Below are 17,885 nucleotides of genomic sequence, written 5' to 3' on the forward strand. Positions count from 1 at the left end.
GCGAGCCTCTGCGCACCCCACCGAACCCCACCGCTGCCAGTCGAAGTGCCCCTCCCCGCGCTCCTTTTTGATCGCTGCCAGCCAAAGCGCCCATTCCAGCACCCCAGAAGGGCCACTTGACCGGCAGCGACCGCAAGAATCGCGCTGCACCACCGGGCCCCGAGGCTATGCGGGCCGGACGGGCGGGTGAGCGGATGCACCTCCTGGGCACACGGAAGGGCCCGGGATGCGTGCATCCCGGGCCCTCGTTCAGCGAGTCAGCTTAGAGCTGGCCAGCCTCTTCTCCGATGTTGGAGTAGGTGTTGCCGCTGCCGTACTGGTAGATGCCGATCGTGGCCTCTGACGGGTCGCCGTTCTCGTCGAACGAGATCGGGCCGGAGACGCCGTCGTAGTCGATGTCGGTGCCAGCTTCGAGGAGCGTGACGCAGTCGGCGTAGGTGGTGCACTTCTCACCATCGACGGAGACCTTCTGCATGTTGTCCTTGATGGTGGTCGGGTCAGCTGCCCCACCGGCCTGCGCCGCGAGGGCAGCGAGGATGACGGCGTCGTACGACTCAGCGCCGTACGTGTAGTCCTTCAGGTCGGGGTCGATGCCGAGGAGCTTCGCGCGGAAGTCGTCGGAGGCGACGACGCCGGGGATGGTGCCCTTGGCGCAGTTCAGCGTGCCCTCTTCGAAGTCAGCGGAGTAGTCGGCCATGTTGCCGTCGACCATGTACAGCTTGTCGGCGGGGAAGCCCTTGGTGCCGATGAGCTGCGGGACGATGGTCGCCGTCTGGTCGAACGCGACGAGCGCGATCGCGTCGGGGTCGGCTGCCGTGACGGCGTCGATCTGTGCCGAGAACTGGCTGTCGCCCTCGTTGAAGGCCTCAGAGGCGACGACCTCGCCGCCAGCGGCCTCGACTGCCGTGGTGATGCTCTCGGACAGGCCCGAGCCGTACGCGTCGTTCAGGTAGATGATGCCGACGGATGCGTTGCCGTCGTTGACGATCGTGTTCCCGTTGACGCGGCCCTGGAGGATGTCCGAGGGGGCGGTGCGGAAGTAGAAGCCGTTGTCTGCGTACGTGGAGAACTCGGCCGACGTGTTGGCCGGGGAGATCTGCACGACGCCCGCGCCGGTGATCTGGTCGATGACCGTCATCGAGACGCCGGACGATGCGGCGCCGACGATGGCGGACACATTCTGGCTGAGGAGGTCGGTGACCGACTGCGTGGCGATGTCGGTCGACGTGTCACCAGAGTCGCGGTGGACGACGCTGATGTTGCCGCCGAGCACGCCGGACGGCGATGCGTTGATCTCGGCGACGGCGAGGTCGACGCCCGCGATCTCGGGCGGGCCGAGGAAGGCGAGGGTTCCGGTCTGCGGAAGCAGCGAGCCGATCTTGAGCGCTTCGGAGCGCTCCTGAGCGGTCGGGGCTTCGACGGGCGAGACCTCGGTTACGGTCTCAGCCGTGTCCGGGCCACAGACTGCGGCAGCGGCGTCGCCGTCCGCGGCTGGTTCGCCACCATCTGTCGTCGAAGAGCACGCGGCCAGCATGAACACGCCGACGCTCATGGCGGCGATTCCTGTGGTGATGCGAAGCTTCCTGGAGGGAGACGACTTGGCAAGGTTACTCATGGTGCTCCTTTATACGTAAGCAGAGAGCGAGCGCCGCGCAGCGGCGCCCGGATCTCAAGTTAGCCGCGGCACTGCGACGAACTGATTCATGCTTGTTACGAGCGAGTAAATCATGAGTGGGGGCTCGATGTGTATTTCACCATCGGGACATGGGGAATGTCGTCCTCGATGAAGGTGTCGCCGCACCGTTCGAAGCCGAATCGCGCGTACCAGGCTTCGAGGTGCGCCTGCCCGTTGAGGGCCGTTGCGACCCCCTCGCTGTCGGCGATCTCGATGAGGTGACGGATGATCTGGGCCGAGTATCCGAGGCCCCTTGAGTTCTCGGCGGTGACGACTCTGCCGATCGCGCGCGCGTCGGTCGGGAGGCGCTCGTCCGGCCAGCCGAGCGGCAGCAGGCGCGCGTAGCTGTGGGGGTAGAGGGGGTCGTCGCCGACGAACGCGTGCTGGGTGCCCTCTGCGAAGTCGGCGGTGTCAGGGTCGAGATAGACGCAGTCCTGCTCGACGACGAAGATGCTCGAGCGCAGGTGCAGGATGCCCCACAGCTCGGCCGCGCTGAGTTCGGGGAAGGTGCGAACCGTGATCATGTCAGCCAGTGTCGCAGAGGTGGAGTTCGGAGACTGGCCACCTACGATGGCGCCATGGTTCGCGGATACCTGACGACGAAGTCCACTGACGCGGCGGGCAAGCCTCGCATCGATGTCGCGTTCGACGAGCTCGACGATGAGCTCTTCGGCGGCGGTCACCTGCGGCGAGACCAGGTGCTGGTCGACGTCGCCTATACGAGCCTCAACTACAAGGACGCGTTGCTGCTCGCGGGGAAGCCCGGCGTGAGCCGGGCGGATGTGCTTGTCCCCGGCATCGACGTCGTCGGGGTCGTGCGCGAGTCCCGCACCCAGAACTTCGTGCCCGGCGATCGAGTGGTGCTGAACGGCGCTGGCCTCGGCGAGACCGGGCACGGTGGCCTCGCCGAAGTGTGCCTCGTGGACGACGAGTCCCTCATCCACCTGCCGGAGGCGATGTCGCTGATCAACGGTGCTGCGATCGGCACGGCCGGTTACACAGCGATGCTCTCGGTGCTCGCACTGGAGAAGCAGGTCGAGCCTGGTGATGGCGACGTGCTCGTGACCGGCGCGGCCGGCGGGGTGGGCAGCGTCGCGATCGCGTTGCTGGCGGGCCTCGGCTACCGGGTGGTGGCCTCCACGGGCCGCGGGGACGAGGAGGGTGACTACCTGCGGAGGCTCGGCGCGGCCGAGATCATCGACCGGCGCGAGCTGTCGGATGCGGTGGGCAAGCCGTTGCAGACCGAACGCTGGGCGGGCGCCGTCGACGCGGTCGGCTCCACGACACTCGCCAACGTGCTCGCCCAGACGAGACGCGAGGGGATCGTCACCTCATGCGGCCTCGCACAGGACACCGACCTGCCGACGACGGTGATGCCGTTCATCCTCAGGGGCGTGACGTTGCGAGGAATCAACTCGGTGGTGCAGAGCGTCGAGGTGCGGGCGGAGGCGTGGAACCGGCTCCTCGAGCTCGACAGCGAGCTGCTGGAGTCGATGACGGAGGTCATCGCCCTGGAAGAGGCGCTCGACCACGCGCAGCCCATCCTGGACGGCAAGGTGCGTGGCAGGACGGTTGTGCGCGTCCGCGGCGACCTGTGACCCGTTCGGCCCACTTCGGGGCCATAGACCCTGGGCGAGGATCAGCTCGAGCGTGCCGGTTCGAGGTTCTCTGACGCCCACGTGCCGAGCTGCTTGAGCACCGGGATGAGGCGCTGGCCTGCCGTCGTGAGCTCGTAGCTGACCGAGACAGGCGGCCCGTTGCTGACGGTTCGTTCCACGAGGCCCGCGGCCGCGAGCTCGCTGAGACGATCGGAGAGAACGGCGTCGCTGATGCCGGTCACAGCGCGGCGCAGGGCGACGAAGGTTAGCGGCTGCGAGCCGAGCACGTCGATGATCATGCCGTTCCAGCGCTTGCCGAGCAGGGTGAAGGCAAGCGAGATGGCGCCGTCGCACGCTGCCGCGCTGTGCACCTGCACGTTCTCTGCCATGCCGTCAGTGTACCCGTGCTAACCTCCACAGAGTCGCTCTGGTTTTCAGAGTGACTCTGTGAATCAGATTGGAGCACCATGTCCCTGCTGCGTATCGACGCGAGCCTCATGCCCGCCACCTCCGCGAGCCGTGCGCTCGGCGACCTCGTCGAGGCCGAATGGGTTGCAGCCCACCCCGATTCCGTCGTGACCCGCCGCAACCTCGTCGACTCCCCCGTCCCCGCCGACGCCTGGCAGAACGCCGTCTACGCAGGCTTCACCCCGGAAGAGGACCGCACCGAGGAGCAGCGCGCGGCTGTCGCCCTCGCCACGCAGCTGGCCGACGAGCTCATCGACGCCGACGCCCTGCTCTTCACCGTCCCCCTCTACAACTACGGCGTCTCCCAGCACTTCAAGCTCTGGTTCGACCTCGCCTACACCGACCCGCGCATCAACCCGGGCAGCACGACCCTCAACGGCAAGCCGGCGACGCTCGCGACCGTCCTCGGTGGCAACTACGACGAAGGCACCCCGAAGGCCGGCTGGGACCACTCCACCCCGTACCTCACGCGTCTGCTCGAGGACGTCTGGGGTCTTGACCTCCGCGTCGTCCAGCGCCCCTTCACGCTCGTCGGCGTGAACCCGGCACTCGACCAGTTCGCTGACCTCGCCGCCGACCTCAAGTCGGACGCCGAGACGAAGGCAACCCAGTCCGGGCGTGAGCTCGCCGAGCTTCGCGGCAAGGCGGACGCGGCCTAAGCAGCGCACCCGCCCTGCCAGGCCCCCGGCCAGGCAGACCCCGGGCCTCGCTCACCGAGTGGCCTCTTTCGGGATGGGTTTCGCGTTTCGGGATGGGGTGCACCCCATCCCGAAGCGAGCAACCCATCCCGAAACGCGCTTCAGGGGCGGGCTCAGCTTCAGGGACGGGCTCAGCTGGCGACGTGGTGCGCTTTCCGGCGCTCCGCGAGCTTCTCGAACCAGCCGTTGACGAGCTGCGCGAGCACGCCGAGAGCGATGGCGGTGACCACGGCGAGCGCCATCATGAGGAGCGGGTTGCTCTGACTCCACGAACCGAACGCCGCGCCGATGAGCACCGCGTAGCCGACCCACACGGCGCTGGCCAGCACGGAGAGCGGCAGGAACCGCGGCATGGGCATGCGGGCGTCGGATGCGGCGAGCACGGTCGCGATGCGGCCCATCGGCAGGAGCCTGACCGTCACCATGACCCACTTCGGCCGGGTCTTGAGCTGGTCGCCGACCCGTGTGCGCACGGCGGTGAGCCGTCGCCCGTTCATCCAACTCCATTTGCCGAAGCCGATGCCTCGCGCGAGCCAGTACGTGCCGAGGTCGCCCAGCACCATGCCGGCGACGCAGAAGACGAAGAGGCCGAACAGGTTGATGAGCGCCGTCCAGCCCTGATCCCCGGCCGTCAGCGCGGAGAGCGCGACGACCAGCGACTGGCTGGGCAGGAACGTGACGACGCCGCCGATGAGCAGCACGAGCGCGGCCACCGCGAAGCTCCACCCGGAGCCGCGGAGGCCGAGCACCCACTCCGAGAGCTCTTCCACGCGCCCCTACTCTGGCGCCACGGCGTCTGCCGCGGCCTTCGCTGCGGCGGGCAGCGCCGCGAGGACTCGCTCGATGGCCGCGTCATCGTGGGCCGCCGACACGAACCACGCCTCGAACACGCTCGGCGGCAGGTTGACCCCCGCGTCGAGCATGGCGGCGAAGAACGGCGGGTAGCGCCAGGCTTCCTGGCGCTTGACCTCGTCTTCGTTGCGCGGGCCTCCTCCGGTGCCGGTCCAGCCGAGCGCCGCGCCGTCGCCGAAGGTGAAGCTGAAGAGGTTGCCGACGTTCTGCACCGAATGGGCGACGCCAGCGGCGCTGAGCGCTTCGGAGGTGGCGGCGCGGATGCGTTCCGCGGCCGCGTCGACCCGTGCGTACACGTCGGCGTCGGCAAGCGCGAGCGTCGCGATGCCGGCCGCAACCGCAACCGGGTTCCCCGAGAGGGTGCCCGCCTGGTACACGGGGCCCTGAGGGGCGAGGTGGCTCATGATCTCGCGTGAGCCGCCGAGCGCCGCGACGGGCATGCCGCCGCCGATGACCTTGCCGTACGTGTAGAGGTCGGCCTGCCACCCACCTGAGGCCTCGCTCTTCTGCTCCTCGCCCCACCAGCCGGCAGGGCCCGTGCGGAAGCCCGTGAGCACCTCGTCGCAGACGAGCAGTGCACCCTCGGCCGAGCAGAGCTCTGCGAGCGCGCGGTTGAAGCCGGGCTCAGGCGGCACGACGCCCATGTTGGCGGGCGACGCCTCCGTGATGACGGCGGCGATCTCGCCCGGATGCTCGGTGAACGCGGCACGCACGGCGTCGAGGTCGTTGAACGGCACGACGATGGTCTGCGACGTGATGGCCTCTGGCACCCCGGCAGAACCGGGGAGCGCGAGCGTCGCGAGCCCAGAACCGGCCGCCGCGAGGAGACCGTCGGAGTGCCCGTGATAGCAGCCGGCGAACTTCACGATGAGGTCGCGGCCCGTGTACCCGCGAGCGAGGCGAAGCGCCGTCATGGTCGCTTCCGTGCCCGTCGAGACGAGACGCACCTGCTCAATGGGGGCGATGCGCTCGACGACCAGCTCTGCGAGCTGGGTCTCAGCCGGAGTCGGCGCGCCGAACGAGAGCCCGCGGGCCGCGGCGTCCTGCACGGCGGCGACGACCGCCGGGTGCGCGTGCCCGAGCAGCATGGGGCCCCATCCGCTGACGAGGTCGACGTACTCGTTGCCGTCGACGTCGGTCAGGTACGGGCCCGTGGCCGAAGCTGCGAAGGGAGGGGTGCCGCCGACCGAGCCGTAGGCGCGGACCGGGGAGTTCACACCGCCCGGAGTGACGTCGAGGGAGCGGGCGAACAGGGCTGCTGAGGCTGCGTGGTTCATCGTGCGTCCACTCTGCCATGGGCCGCCGACACTCCAGTGCCCGCCTGCAGGTTCAGGGTGCGGGCGAGCTCGCTCGCGTAGTAGGTGAGCACGGCGTCGGCCCCAGCGCGGCGGATGGAGGTGATGGATTCGGCGATCGCGCGGTCGCGGTCGATCCAGCCGTTCGCGGCGGCCGCCTCGATCATGGCGTACTCGCCGCTGACCTGATACGCCCAGACGGGAACGATCGACTCCGCGGCGACGTCGGCGAGCACGTCGAGGTACGAGCCCGCAGGCTTCACCATGACCACATCCGCGCCCTCGTCGATGTCGATGAGCGCCTCGCGCATGCCCTCGCGACGGTTCGCCGGGTCGAGCTGGTAGGTGCGGCGGTCGCCCTGGAGCTGCGAGTCGACGGCTTCGCGGAATGGGCCGTAGAAGGCGGACGCGTACTTCGCCGAGTAGGCGACGATCGCGACGTCGGTGTGCCCGGCCGCGTCGAGGGCCGCGCGCGCGCTGGCGACCTGGCCGTCCATCATCCCGGACATGCCGAGCATCGCGGCGCCCGCGTCTGCCTGAGCGATCGCCATCGCGTCGTAGCGTTCGAGCGTCGCGTCGTTGTCGACTCGGCCGGCGGCATCCAGCACCCCGCAATGCCCGTGGTCGGTGAACTCGTCGAGGCAGAGGTCCGTCTGCACGACGATGGCATCCCCGAACTCCTCCGCGAGCACATGCGCCGCGACGTTGAGGATGCCGTTCGGGTCGGTGGCGCCCGAACCGACCGCGTCACGTGTCTCCGGCACGCCGAAGAGCATGACCCCGCCCACACCGAGCCCCGCCGCCTCATCGACGACGCGACGGAGCGAGTCGAGCGAATGCTGCTGCACGCCGGGCATCGACGAGATGTCGATGGGCTCGCTGACCCCCTCGCGCACGAACAGGGGCAGGATGAGGTCGTTCGGGTGCACTCGCACCTCGCGGACCTGGCGGCGCACGGCGTCGCTCTGGCGCAGACGGCGGGGCCTGCGGCTCGGGGAGATCATGCGATCGTGTCCTTCCTCAACGTTCAGCGTCGGCTTCGCGACCGCGATCCGACCCTGCCTTCATTCCGATTCCGGCGCCGTGCTGCGATCCAGCAGCTCAGCGGTCGCCGGGAGTCTGACCGCGACCCTCGTCGAGCGCGGGGATGTCTTCCTTCGGCACGGGCCGGTTGTCGTGCTCTGCCTGCAGCTCGGCCTCGAACGCCCGGACCGCCTTGAGATCGATCGCCTCGGTCACTGGCATGTCGCTGCCGCTCGCGAGCCACTCGAGGCCGTCGAGCAGCGACGCGACCGAGCGCTGCTTCGCCACCACGTCGACGCGGAGGCCGAGCTGCCTGGCGTCCTTCGCGGTGCGCGGGCCGATCGCGGCGATGTAGATCTCGTCGGGGATGGGCGAGAACTGCTTGTCGACCTGCTCGGCCACGGATCCGCTCGTCACCAGGATCGCTCGGATCCGGCTGTTGCGGATGTCGTACTGGATGCTCTCCGCGGCGGGCACGCCCACCGTGCGGTACGCGACGACCGAGTCGACGAGGTGCCCGCGCCTCGCGAGCCCCTCAGCCAGCGTGGGACGTGCGACCTCCGAACGCAGCCAGAGCACGGAGATGGGAGGCTGGTGGCGCGCCGCCTCGGCCCACTCGAGCAGCAGGCCCTTCGCGGAGTTGTCGTGCGTGGGCACGAAGTCGACTCGGTAGCCAGCCGTCGTGAGCGACGCGGCCGTCGTCTCCCCCACCGCTGCGATGAGCGTGTGATCCGGCACCTTCACGCCGAGCGAGTGCATGACGTCCGCTGCGGTGGCGCTCGTGACCGCCACCCAGTTGTAGTGACCGCTCTCGAGCAGTCGGATCTTCTCGGCCAGCACCCTCGAGTCGCTCTCGTTGGGGCTCGCGAAGTTGATGAGGGGGGCAGTGATCGGGAAGGCGGAGCGGGCCCGAACAGCTTCAGCCACGTCGCCGCCCCAGACGCCTCCACGAGGAACGAGGATCTTCCAGCCCTTCAGCGGTGCATCCATCGTGGCTCCTCCGTTCAGGCCATCAGCGCGAGCGCACCCTGATCGAAGAGGTCCGTCGAGATGAGCGTGACCAGTTCTGCCTGGGCGGCATCGAATGCGCGGGGGTCGGAGACCTCCACGGCACGTCTGCTGGACACCCGCGAAGATCCGTCTACTGCATACACGGTAGCCCACGCCTCGAGCTTTCCGTCGGCGTATCGCGCGGAGGCGCCGACGGGGGCGGCGCAACCGGCCTCGAGTGTCGCGAGAATGCCGCGTTCGACGAGAACCGCAGCGCGCGCCGTCGGGTCGTCGAGCTGGGAGACGCCGGCAGGAGTTTCGCCGTCGCGAACTTCGATGCCGAGGCATCCCTGGCCTGGGGCGTTCGGGAAGGTCTCGAGGTCGAAGCGCTCGGTGATCGCCGCCGCGAACCCGAGGCGCTCCAGGCCCGCCGCTGCGAGCACCACGGCGTCGAGATCACCGTCGGTCACGAAGCGGAGTCGCCGCTCGACGTTGCCTCTGATGTCGCGGATCTCGAGGTCTGGCCGCAGTGTCAGCAGCTGCGCCACGCGACGTGGCGAGCCGGTGCCGACCTTCGCGCCGTGCGGCAGCTGCTCGAGGGTCAGACCGGATGCGCCGCCGAGCGAGCAGAGCGCGTCGCGCTGGTCTTCCCGCACCGGGTAGGCAGCGACGGTGAGGCCGGGGGCCTTGGCCGTCGGGAGGTCCTTCAGGGAGTGGACGACGAGGTCGCATTCACCTGCGAGGAGCGCGTCGCGGAGTTCACTCGCGAACACTCCCGTGCCGCCGAGCGACGAGAGCGCCGCGCGGGTCACGTCGCCGTGTGTCGTCACGCGCACGAGCTCGGTCGGCTCGCCCGTGATGCGTTCGAGCTCCCGCGCCATGGTCGAGGTCTGCGCGACCGCCAGGGCGCTGCCCCTCGTGCCGATCCGGAGCGTCACGGCAGGAGTCCGGACACCGCCGGCTTGAAGCCGAGGCGCTTGTTCGCGCAGCAGCCGGGGCGGCACACGTCGAACCAGGGGCCGATGGTGGTCATCGCCGGTCGCTCTCCGACGGGGATCGCGTCGCGACGTTCGAGGACGAGGTCGACGAGGCCCTCGACGTACTTGGCGTGGATGCCGGGCGTGGGGGTCCTGCGAAACGCGAGTCCCGCATCCGCCGCGGAGTCCTTCGCCTCGTTGTCGAGGTCCCAGAGCACCTCCATGTGGTCGGAGACGAAGCCGATCGGCACGACGACAACCGCCTTGACGCCCTTCGAGGGCAGCTCCTCGATGACGTCGTTGATGTCGGGTTCGAGCCAGGGCTGCGAGGGCGGTCCGGAGCGCGACTGGTAGACGAGCTGCCAGGAGAGCTGCTCCGGCACCCGGCCAGCGAGCGTGGTGTCCTCGATGAGCTCCTGCTGCGCCGCAAGGGCGACGACCTCGGCGACAGCGAGGTGCTGAGCTGCGTACGCGCCGCTCTCGCCGAAGCCGGCGCCGGGAGGGCCCGAGTTCTCGGCGTCTGCCATGGGCACCGAGTGCGTCGTGAAGAGCACCTCGACCTCGGTGGCGAGGTCGAGTTCGCTGTGCTCCTGCGCGAGGCTGAGCACCGCGTCGCGGACACCCTCGATGAAGGGCGCCACGAATCCGGGGTGGTCGAAGAAGGCGCGCACCTTGTCGATGGTCAGCTGACCGCCGAGGCCCGAGTCCTCGAGCGCATCCGCGAAGTCCTCGCGGTACTGACGGCAGCTCGAGAACGACGAGTAGGCGCTCGTGGCGATCGCGATGAGCGTCGAGCAGCCCGCCTCGCGGGCATCGAGGAGCACGTCGTTGAAGTACGGTTCGGAGTTGCGATTGCCCCAGAAGACGGGCAGGTCGATGCCGCGGCGCTCGAGCTCGCGCTCGATGGACGCCTTCAGCTGGCGGTTCTGCTCGTTGATGGGGCTCACGCCGCCGTAGTGGCGGTAGTGGTGGGCGACCTCCTCGAGGCGCTCGTCCGGGATGCCGCGACCGGCCGTGACGTTGCGCAGGAACGGGATGACCTCGTCCTGCCCCTCAGGTCCACCGAAGGAGGCGAGCAGGATGCCGTCGTACGCGACGGGCTCGGTCGTGTGCTCCGGCCCGAACCTGGCGGCGTCGGATGCTGCGCTGACGGCCGCGTTGACCTCGACGCGCGTGAACGTCGCGGGATTGGGCTTGCGTCCGGGAGTGCGCTCGCCGGTCTGCCGCGGGGCGACGTCGGTCACTGCAGCACCTCGACGATCTCGGAGGTCTGCACGAAGCGACCCGTGTAGAACGGCACCTCTTCGCGCACGTGCCTCCGAGCGTCCGTCTGGCGCAGATCGCGCATCATGTCGACGAGGTTGAGCAGGTTGTCGTCCTCGAGGGCGAGCAGCCACTCGTAGTCGCTGATGCCGAAGGCCGCGACCGTGTTGGTGAGCGTCGACGTGTAGGACGAACCTGCGCGCCCGTGCTCGGCGAGCATCTGGCGACGCTCATCCTCTGGAAGCAGGTACCACTCGTAGGAGCGCACGAACGGGTACACGGTGACCCACTGGCGCGGCTCCTTGCCGAGCATGTACGCGGGCATGTGGCGTGCGCTGAACTCCGCCGCGCGGTGCACGCCCACGATCTGCCACGACGGGGTGAGCGGTGCGATGAGCTCGCTGCGGCGGATCTGTCGAAGACCCCACTGCAGGCTCTCCGGCGCCTCGCCGTGCAGCCACACCATGAGCTCCCCGTCGTGTCGGAACCCGGAGACGTCGTAGAAGCCGCGAACCTTGACGCCGTTCTCTGCGAGCTCGGCCACGATGCCATCGAGCTCGTCGACGGCCTTGATGGCGTCTCGCCCTGAGAGCACGAGCTCGTTGAGGGTCTCGCGACGGAACACGGAGATCATCGTGTACTCCGTGAGCGTCGTGCCCCCACCCTGCTCTTCATTGCCCGCTTGCGCTTCTGGAGCGGCCTGGTCTGCCTGCTCTGCGGGGACTGCTGACGTTGCATTGGGCTCGGCCGCGTAAGCCGGGACCTCGTTCGAGTGGGTCATGGTCCTATTCTACGAAATGTCGAGGAATGATTCGGGGTGCGCGTGACGAGCGCCGGACAGCTCAGCGCGAGCGGCGGTACAGCGTGACGGCGGCCGTGATGCCGCCGGCCACGACAACCGCTGCACCGGTCGCGAGACCCGCGAGCAGCAGCGGATTGTCTTCCTTCAGGCGCTGGATGCTGTGCCGCGTGGAGTTGAGGAGCTCGCGACCGCGGATGCGCGGGTCGACCTTCACCTCGATCGCGTCGAGCGTCGCCGCCAGCTCGCGCCGGGTCTTCTCGATATCGGCCTTCAGCTGGCCGTCGTTGCGCTTGTCTTCCTTCTTCGCGAGGGTCGCCTCGCCGTTCTGCTCACTCATACTGTCCGAGCCCCTTCACTGCGTTGACATCCTGCTTGACGCTGGCGATCGTTCGCTCCGGCGCGAGCTTGCCCGCGCGCTTGAGCGCGACGTAGCCGGCGAGGCCGAGCACGATGACGAGCAGCAGGAACGCGCCTGCCACGATGAGCGCGGAGAGCCACGGCGCGAAGACCGTGTTGAGCCCGAGGACGGCAGCGGTCACGAGCACTGCCCACAGGGTGAGCGCGAAGAATGCCGCGGCGGCGAACAGGCCGACCGCGATGCCGTACTTCGTGCCCGTCGAGATGAGCTCCCGCTTGCCCTGCTCGACCTCGTCGCGCACGAGCTTCGTGAGGAGCTTCGGGACGTCGGTCACGAGCGTGCCGAGGCTCGCCCTCGACTTCGGGTTGGCCCTCGTGCGGCCGATGCCGGGGAAGGGCCCGCGGATCGGAGTCTTTTCTGACGACTCAGACATGAGTGTGTCGCTCTCTGCTGGGAGTGCTGGTTAGGATGCGTCGCTGCTCGGGTTGCCGACCGTGCCGGTGGGGGCCGGCGGCTTCGACTTCGAGGAGGAGCCCTTCTTGCCGTTGTCCTTGACCGCCTTCGTGACCTGCGCGGTCACGAGCTTCGCGCCGCTGACGGCCGCGTCTGCGACCTTCGGAGCGAGCTTGCGGGAGATCTCGTCGACCTCTGCGCGCTTGGCGCGGACGAGCTTGGTGTCCCAGACCGTGTGCGCGACCGAGGAGATCTGCTCATAGCGCTTGCGTCCCGCGCGAGCCCCGAGGACGTACCCGGCACCGAGGCCAAGCACAAACACGAACTTCTTCATGAAAACTCCTATCGTTCGCCGGTGCGCCCGCGACCGGTCGATCGGGCGCTGTGAAGCCACGAATCAAGCCTAGCCCCGCTCGGCATCTCAACTCGCGCTAAGCCTGTGCGTCCGCGGGGAACAGCCCGTCGACCGCACGGAGCACACCGGGCACGACGCTCGCGAGCCCCGTGCCGTCGATCCAGGTGCCCGCGAGCGCGAGACCGACCGACGCCTCCGCCGCCGAGCGTGCGCCGCGCAGCGTCTCAGCGCGGCCGAGCCGTGCCGCAGGAGGTGGAAGATGCCACACCTGCCTCGCCATGGCCACGACATCGTCGGCGGCGATGGCGGTTCCGAGCAAGCGACCGGCGTCGGCGCAGGCGAGGGCGAGAAGCTGATCGTCGTCGAGTCCACCGGTGAGCGGCTCGGCTCCCCCGCTCACCTCGGGGCCGTACGAGAGGCGGAGCACGTGCATCCCCGCGCCTGCCGCCGCCTCCTGCCAGGCCCACTTCGCGGTGACGTGGGTGAGCGCCTTCGCGCGGATGCTCGTGCTCGGGTCGCCGACGAGCACTCCGGTTCCACGCGGTCGGGCATCGAGCTGCGGGGCGCGGACGAGCAGGGCGACGACCTCGGCCGGCACGGGGCGTTCGCCCGGTGACGCCGGCTCCGATGTCGGGACGGCGACCGTCGACAGAATGCGCTGCACCAGCACGCTCGCCCCGTCTTCGAGCTCCACGCTCCAGGACTCGTCGCCGGAAGACAGCCCCGCGTGCTTCCGCACGGCCACGACGCGCGTGCCGAGGCGCACCTCCACGCCGAGCTCGGCGAGCTCGCGCTCGAGCAGCGCCACGACCCGGTGCATCCCGCCTGTGACGGTGCGCACGGCAGCACCCGGGGGCGCGCTCTTGCGCAGCGCGGCGACGGCGCCTGCGAGCGAGCCGTGCTCGAGGAGGCGATCGGCGAGGCCGGGGACGAGCACTCGGTGGTCGAGGTCCGAAGGGTCGAGCGAGTAGACGCCGCGAGTGACCGGCGCCACGAGCCGTCCCAGCACGATCGGCCCCATACGGGCGAGGACCAGCGCCTCGAGGTTGCGCGCGTCGGCACCGATCTCCGGATCGAGCCGCCGATCGCGCTCGAGCTCGGCGATGCCTGCGTCTCCGACCGCCGCGTGCACGGCCGCCCGAGCCTCGGCGTCGAGCAGCGACGCCTCGCCGGGAATCCCGAGAAGTCCCCCCGCCGGCATGGGCGCGGCCGTGCCGTCTGTCACCACCCAGGATCCGAGCGCGCGCGGCTCGGCGACGTCGTCGAGCATCCCGAGCTCCTGGAGGAGCGCCGCGAAGGCGCCACCCTTCGTCGCGAACGCCTCAGCGCCGATATCGATCGGCAGGTCGCCGAGGTGGGCACGGCGGATCATTCCGCCGAGCTGGTCTCCGGCCTCGACCAGAAGCACCCGGACGCCGCGGCTCGCGGCTCGCCTCGCGGCGAGCATCCCGGCGATGCCCCCTCCGACGACGAGGAGTTCGGGCTGCTCCGAGTGTCGCGGGTTCACTCGACCCGACCGCCATTCGGCAGCGAGTGCGCGAACTCCACGAGTCCGGTCAGGACGGCAGGGTCGGCCGAAGGCGGGACCCCGTGGCCGAGGTTGAGGATGTGGGCTGGCGCGGAGTTGCCGCGTCGGACCACGTCGCGCACATGCGCCTGCAGCACCGCGTCACCCGCGCCGAGCACGGCTGGGTCGACATTGCCCTGCAGCGGCGCGTTGCCGCCCAGGCGACGCGACGCCTCATCCAGAGTGATGCGGTCGTCGACACCCATGACGTCGGCGCCGATCGCGTGCATGTCCGGCAGGAGCTCGGCCGTGCCGACGCCGAAGTGGATGGTGCGAACACGCTCACCGGCGGGCGTGCGCAAGGCTCTCACGCGCTCGAGCGCGAGCCCGCTCGAGGCGGCGATCGACCTCTGGTACCGGTCGCGGCTCAGCGATCCCGCCCAGGAGTCGAACAGCTGCACTATGCTCGCGCCAGCCCGTACCTGCGCCTCCAGGAAGGCGGCGGAGAGCTCGGCGATCGCGCCGGAGAGGTCAGCCCACGCCTCGGGGTCCGCCTGCATGAGGGTGCGCGTGCGGAGATGGTCCTTCGACGGGCCGCCCTCGACCACGTACGCGGCGACCGTGAACGGGGCGCCCGCGAAGCCGATGAGCGGGGTCGCGCCGAGTTCCGCGACCGTCAGGGACACCGCCTCCGAGATGGGAGCGAACAGCTCGGGACTGATGCGCTCCCGAACGCGGGCCGCGAACTCGTGCGCCTCCTTCGAGGTCCGCACCGGGTTCTCGAAGACCGGGCCCGTGCCCGGCACGATGTCGACGGCCTCGCCGATGAGCTTGAGCGGCACCACGATGTCGCTGAAGAAGACCGCCGCGTCGACACCGTGCCTGCGCACGGGCTGCAGCGTGATCTCCGCGGCGAGCTCCGGGCGGAGGCAGGAATCGAGCATCTCGATCCCCGTGCGCAGCTCGCGGTACTCCGGCAGCGAACGCCCCGCCTGCCGCATGAACCACACCGGCAGCGTCTCGGGGCGCTCGCCGCGTGCAGCCCGGATGAGCGGCGCGTCGGCCGTGAGGCCGGAAGAGAGGGGGTGCGAATCGCTGAGTGGCAGGGGTGCGGGAGCTGTCTCGGTCACCACACCATTCTGTACCCGGCACTCGAGCGGGGAGCACAGCCTGCCACCGCGCGCATCTCGACCTATTCCCGGACCGCAAGCAGATTAAGGGAAGGTATGGCTCAGAAGCGGATGCGCCAAGAACTTCTACAATAAGTAATCGTGTTGCTGTGTCTGAGTGCCAATCACCGCACCGCGAGCTTCCCAGTTCTCGAAAAGCTCGCGGCCCGCGAGGACGGCGAACTAGAGTCCGCGCTCCGCGGCGCCCCCGGTGTCGACGGAGCCATCGTGCTGGCCACCTGCAACCGCTTCGAGATCTACCTCGACATCGACACGGCCCAGCCCGTCGCCCCGGAGCTCATGCCGACCATCGCATCGGCACTCGACGTCTCGGTCGAGACGCTCCGCGCCAACATGGCCGTCATCCACGACACCCAGGTGCCGGAGTACCTCTTCGCAGTCTCGAGCGGCCTCGAATCCGTCGTCGTCGGCGAGGGCGAGATCTCCGGCCAGGTTCGCCGAGCGCTCGAGGAGTCGCGCGCCGCCGGAATGTCGACCTCCCAGCTCGAGCGCCTCTTCCAGTCGGCGTCCACCACGTCACGCGGCATCAAGTCGGGCACGAAGCTGCAGAGCGCCGGCCGTTCGCTGGTTCGCCTCTCCCTCGAGCTCGCGGCGTCTCAGATCGCTGACTGGAGCACAGCGCAGGTTGTGCTCGTCGGCACCGGCTCGTACGCCGCCGCCTCCTTGAAGGCACTCCAGGACCGCGGCGTCACGCGCGTCGGTGTCTACTCCCCCTCGAACCGCGCCCACAAGTTCGCGGAGCGAGACGGGGTCTTCGTCATCGACCGCGAGAACCTCCCCGAGTACCTGTCGAACGCCGACCTCGTCGTCACCTGCTCAACTGCCGACACGGTGGTCATCGACTACGACCTCATGCTCGGAGCCCGCCTCGCGCCCGGCTGCGCCGAGTCGACGCTCATCATCGACCTCGGCATGCCCCGAAACGTCGACCCGGCCGTCGGGCGCCTCGACGGCGTCTCGGTGCTCGACCTCGAGACCATCCGCATCCACGCTCCCCTCGAGGAGCTCGGCGCAGCAGACGAAGCCCGCTGCATCGTCTCGCGCGCCGCCAGCGAGTTCGTCGAGCAGCAGGCCGAGACGAGCGTTGCCGAGGGCATCGCCGCGCTCCGCTCGCACATCACCGACATCGCACGCGCAGAGACCGAGCGCGTCGCCAGCAAGGACGATGCCGGGGTCGCCGAAGCCGCCCTGCGTCGCCTCGCGAACACGCTCCTGCACAGCCCGTCAGTGCGCGCCAAGGAGCTCGCCCGTGCCGGCCGCGGCGACGAGTACCTCGACGCCATCGAGCTGCTGTTCGGCATCACCGTCGAGCGCGCAGCCCCGAAGACGCCCGCAGCACCAGCTCTCCCGACGCCGCTTCCCCGCGTCGCCGACGCGGAAGACGATGGGGCCCTCGAGTGCCCCGTCCACACGTCCTAGCACCGAAGCCTCTGCCCGCGCCCTGGCTCGGGTGACCGGTTCCGCGGCCCTTCGGCCTGCCCCGGACTCGAGGCCCCGGTCCTCGCGTCGGTCTTCGTTCCGGTGCCATGCCCATACCGGCCTCGGCCGCGACTCGGGATGGGAAACTCTCTGTCTTGTGGGAAGTTTCCCTCAACGAGGTGACTCTGCCAGCCCGAAAGCGCAGCCGGCGACCGAGATGACGGGTGCAGCGGCTCGACCGCCGAATGCACGGCCACGCGGACCGGCTGACGCTCATCCTCGAACTCGCGAGGGACAATCGTCGGGCGCTGGCAAGCTCGGGCGCCGCGCCTCGTCGGAACCCGCGGCGAGCGTTCCGAGCCGACCGCCAGGTGCACGCTCCGTCGATGGGAACCCTTGCGAATGCTCCGCGATCACCGTTCGAAACTGCTCACTGCCGCCGCTGCCCTGACTGCGCTGCTGGCGCTCAGCGGATGCGCGGGCGGCGGGCAGGATGGCGACGTCGCGCCTGATGAGGGGATGCAGGCGCCGGGCACGGCGATCGCGGACGCGCTGACGGAGAACGAGATGGGTGGGACGCTCGATTTCGGGGCGCTCCTGCCAAGCGGTGCGACTGGCGCCGTCATCGCCTGCCCTGCTGACACGGTCGACACGCTCGCCGAGAGCACCGGCATCGACGCGGGCAACTTCGAGCTGGCCGATGGCACGCTTCCCGTCGCCGACGGCTCGTTCGCGCTGCTCTTCGGTGATGCAGAAGACCGCATCACCTCGTCGGCGGTGTACGCGGCGGACTCGGTGGACCTGTGCGCGGGCGATGCTGTCGCATCCACCTACCTGGGCTCCGGGGCGCTGGTCATGCTGTCGAAGGTCGGTGACATCTGGACGCCGAACGGCGTCGAGTAACCCCTCGTCGGCGAGGTACGCGCGGGGACGAGGACACCCCTCGCGATGGAGTCGGCTCC

General features: G+C 69.4%; 19 protein-coding genes. 4 read left to right on the forward strand and 15 right to left on the reverse strand.

What is annotated here, in order from left to right:
• Positions 1-262: 262 nt before the first annotated feature.
• Positions 263-1,615, reverse strand: coding sequence for an ABC transporter substrate-binding protein (locus ACQFZP_RS10015; protein WP_104310838.1), 1,353 nt, complete (start codon positions 1,613-1,615; stop codon positions 263-265).
• A gap of 110 nt (positions 1,616-1,725) precedes the next feature.
• Complete coding sequence (locus ACQFZP_RS10020) at positions 1,726-2,199, reverse strand: GNAT family N-acetyltransferase (RefSeq protein ID WP_211891216.1); 474 nt, start codon at positions 2,197-2,199, stop codon at positions 1,726-1,728.
• A 54-nt stretch (positions 2,200-2,253) separates the two neighbouring features.
• Here ACQFZP_RS10020 and ACQFZP_RS10025 point away from each other — a divergent pair, with 54 nt between their 5' ends.
• Entirely contained in the window at positions 2,254-3,273 is a 1,020-nt protein-coding gene (locus ACQFZP_RS10025) for an acryloyl-CoA reductase (RefSeq protein ID WP_211891217.1), read from the forward strand.
• Between the two features lie 41 nt (positions 3,274-3,314).
• Here ACQFZP_RS10025 and ACQFZP_RS10030 read toward each other — a convergent pair whose 3' ends face one another.
• Positions 3,315-3,662: a winged helix-turn-helix transcriptional regulator gene (locus tag ACQFZP_RS10030; RefSeq protein ID WP_104310835.1), complete on the reverse strand. Its 348-nt coding sequence runs from the start codon at positions 3,660-3,662 to the stop codon at positions 3,315-3,317.
• A gap of 78 nt (positions 3,663-3,740) precedes the next feature.
• On the opposite strand from ACQFZP_RS10030, the gene ACQFZP_RS10035 reads away from it, so the two are divergent.
• Positions 3,741-4,400, forward strand: coding sequence for an FMN-dependent NADH-azoreductase (locus ACQFZP_RS10035; RefSeq protein ID WP_211891218.1), 660 nt, complete (start codon positions 3,741-3,743; stop codon positions 4,398-4,400).
• A gap of 170 nt (positions 4,401-4,570) precedes the next feature.
• Here ACQFZP_RS10035 and ACQFZP_RS10040 read toward each other — a convergent pair whose 3' ends face one another.
• The 12 genes from ACQFZP_RS10040 to hemE all read right to left on the reverse strand — a co-directional run bounded on the left by ACQFZP_RS10040 (position 4,571) and on the right by hemE (position 15,447).
• Positions 4,571-5,209 carry a DedA family protein gene (locus ACQFZP_RS10040; RefSeq protein ID WP_211891219.1) on the reverse strand — a complete coding sequence of 213 codons (639 nt, stop codon included), beginning with the start codon at positions 5,207-5,209 and terminating at the stop codon, positions 4,571-4,573.
• 6 nt (positions 5,210-5,215) lie between these two features.
• A complete protein-coding gene (gene hemL / locus ACQFZP_RS10045) occupies positions 5,216-6,568 on the reverse strand; it encodes a glutamate-1-semialdehyde 2,1-aminomutase (RefSeq protein ID WP_179555445.1) in 1,353 nt (450 codons plus the stop codon).
• Positions 6,565-7,590: a porphobilinogen synthase gene (hemB, locus tag ACQFZP_RS10050; protein ID WP_104310832.1), complete on the reverse strand. Its 1,026-nt coding sequence runs from the start codon at positions 7,588-7,590 to the stop codon at positions 6,565-6,567. Before hemB ends, hemL begins: the two co-directional genes overlap by 4 nt.
• A 97-nt stretch (positions 7,591-7,687) precedes the next feature.
• Positions 7,688-8,599, reverse strand: a complete 912-nt coding sequence (locus ACQFZP_RS10055; RefSeq protein WP_211891220.1) for a uroporphyrinogen-III synthase — start codon at positions 8,597-8,599, stop codon at positions 7,688-7,690.
• A 14-nt stretch (positions 8,600-8,613) separates the two neighbouring features.
• The gene (gene hemC / locus ACQFZP_RS10060) at positions 8,614-9,537 is read right to left on the reverse strand and encodes a hydroxymethylbilane synthase (protein ID WP_307852811.1); all 924 of its coding nucleotides are present in this window, start codon (positions 9,535-9,537) and stop codon (positions 8,614-8,616) included.
• Complete coding sequence (locus ACQFZP_RS10065) at positions 9,534-10,820, reverse strand: ferrochelatase (RefSeq protein ID WP_211891221.1); 1,287 nt, start codon at positions 10,818-10,820, stop codon at positions 9,534-9,536. The genes hemC and ACQFZP_RS10065 overlap by 4 nt, the downstream gene beginning before the upstream one ends.
• On the reverse strand, positions 10,817-11,620 hold the full coding sequence (gene hemQ, locus ACQFZP_RS10070) for a hydrogen peroxide-dependent heme synthase (RefSeq protein WP_104310829.1): 804 nt from the start codon (positions 11,618-11,620) through the stop codon (positions 10,817-10,819). The genes ACQFZP_RS10065 and hemQ overlap by 4 nt, the downstream gene beginning before the upstream one ends.
• Before the next feature lie 61 nt (positions 11,621-11,681).
• On the reverse strand, positions 11,682-11,978 hold the full coding sequence (locus ACQFZP_RS10075) for a DUF3618 domain-containing protein (protein ID WP_104254473.1): 297 nt from the start codon (positions 11,976-11,978) through the stop codon (positions 11,682-11,684).
• Positions 11,971-12,432 carry a phage holin family protein gene (locus tag ACQFZP_RS10080; protein ID WP_104310828.1) on the reverse strand — a complete coding sequence of 154 codons (462 nt, stop codon included), beginning with the start codon at positions 12,430-12,432 and terminating at the stop codon, positions 11,971-11,973. The genes ACQFZP_RS10075 and ACQFZP_RS10080 overlap by 8 nt, the downstream gene beginning before the upstream one ends.
• Before the next feature lie 30 nt (positions 12,433-12,462).
• Complete coding sequence (locus tag ACQFZP_RS10085; protein WP_104310827.1) at positions 12,463-12,786, reverse strand: hypothetical protein; 324 nt, start codon at positions 12,784-12,786, stop codon at positions 12,463-12,465.
• 97 nt (positions 12,787-12,883) lie between these two features.
• Entirely contained in the window at positions 12,884-14,314 is a 1,431-nt protein-coding gene (locus ACQFZP_RS10090) for a protoporphyrinogen/coproporphyrinogen oxidase (RefSeq protein ID WP_104310826.1), read from the reverse strand.
• Entirely contained in the window at positions 14,311-15,447 is a 1,137-nt protein-coding gene (gene hemE / locus ACQFZP_RS10095) for a uroporphyrinogen decarboxylase (protein ID WP_374100758.1), read from the reverse strand. The genes ACQFZP_RS10090 and hemE overlap by 4 nt, the downstream gene beginning before the upstream one ends.
• Before the next feature lie 138 nt (positions 15,448-15,585).
• Here hemE and ACQFZP_RS10100 point away from each other — a divergent pair, with 138 nt between their 5' ends.
• Positions 15,586-16,923: a glutamyl-tRNA reductase gene (locus ACQFZP_RS10100; protein WP_179555449.1), complete on the forward strand. Its 1,338-nt coding sequence runs from the start codon at positions 15,586-15,588 to the stop codon at positions 16,921-16,923.
• A gap of 402 nt (positions 16,924-17,325) precedes the next feature.
• On the forward strand, positions 17,326-17,826 hold the full coding sequence (locus ACQFZP_RS10105) for a hypothetical protein (RefSeq protein ID WP_179555450.1): 501 nt from the start codon (positions 17,326-17,328) through the stop codon (positions 17,824-17,826).
• The last annotated feature ends 59 nt before the right edge of the window (positions 17,827-17,885 follow it).

The sequence above is a fragment of the Pseudoclavibacter sp. Marseille-Q434 genome (genome assembly GCF_050315415.1).
In the GTDB taxonomy this organism is placed as follows: domain Bacteria; phylum Actinomycetota; class Actinomycetes; order Actinomycetales; family Microbacteriaceae; genus Pseudoclavibacter.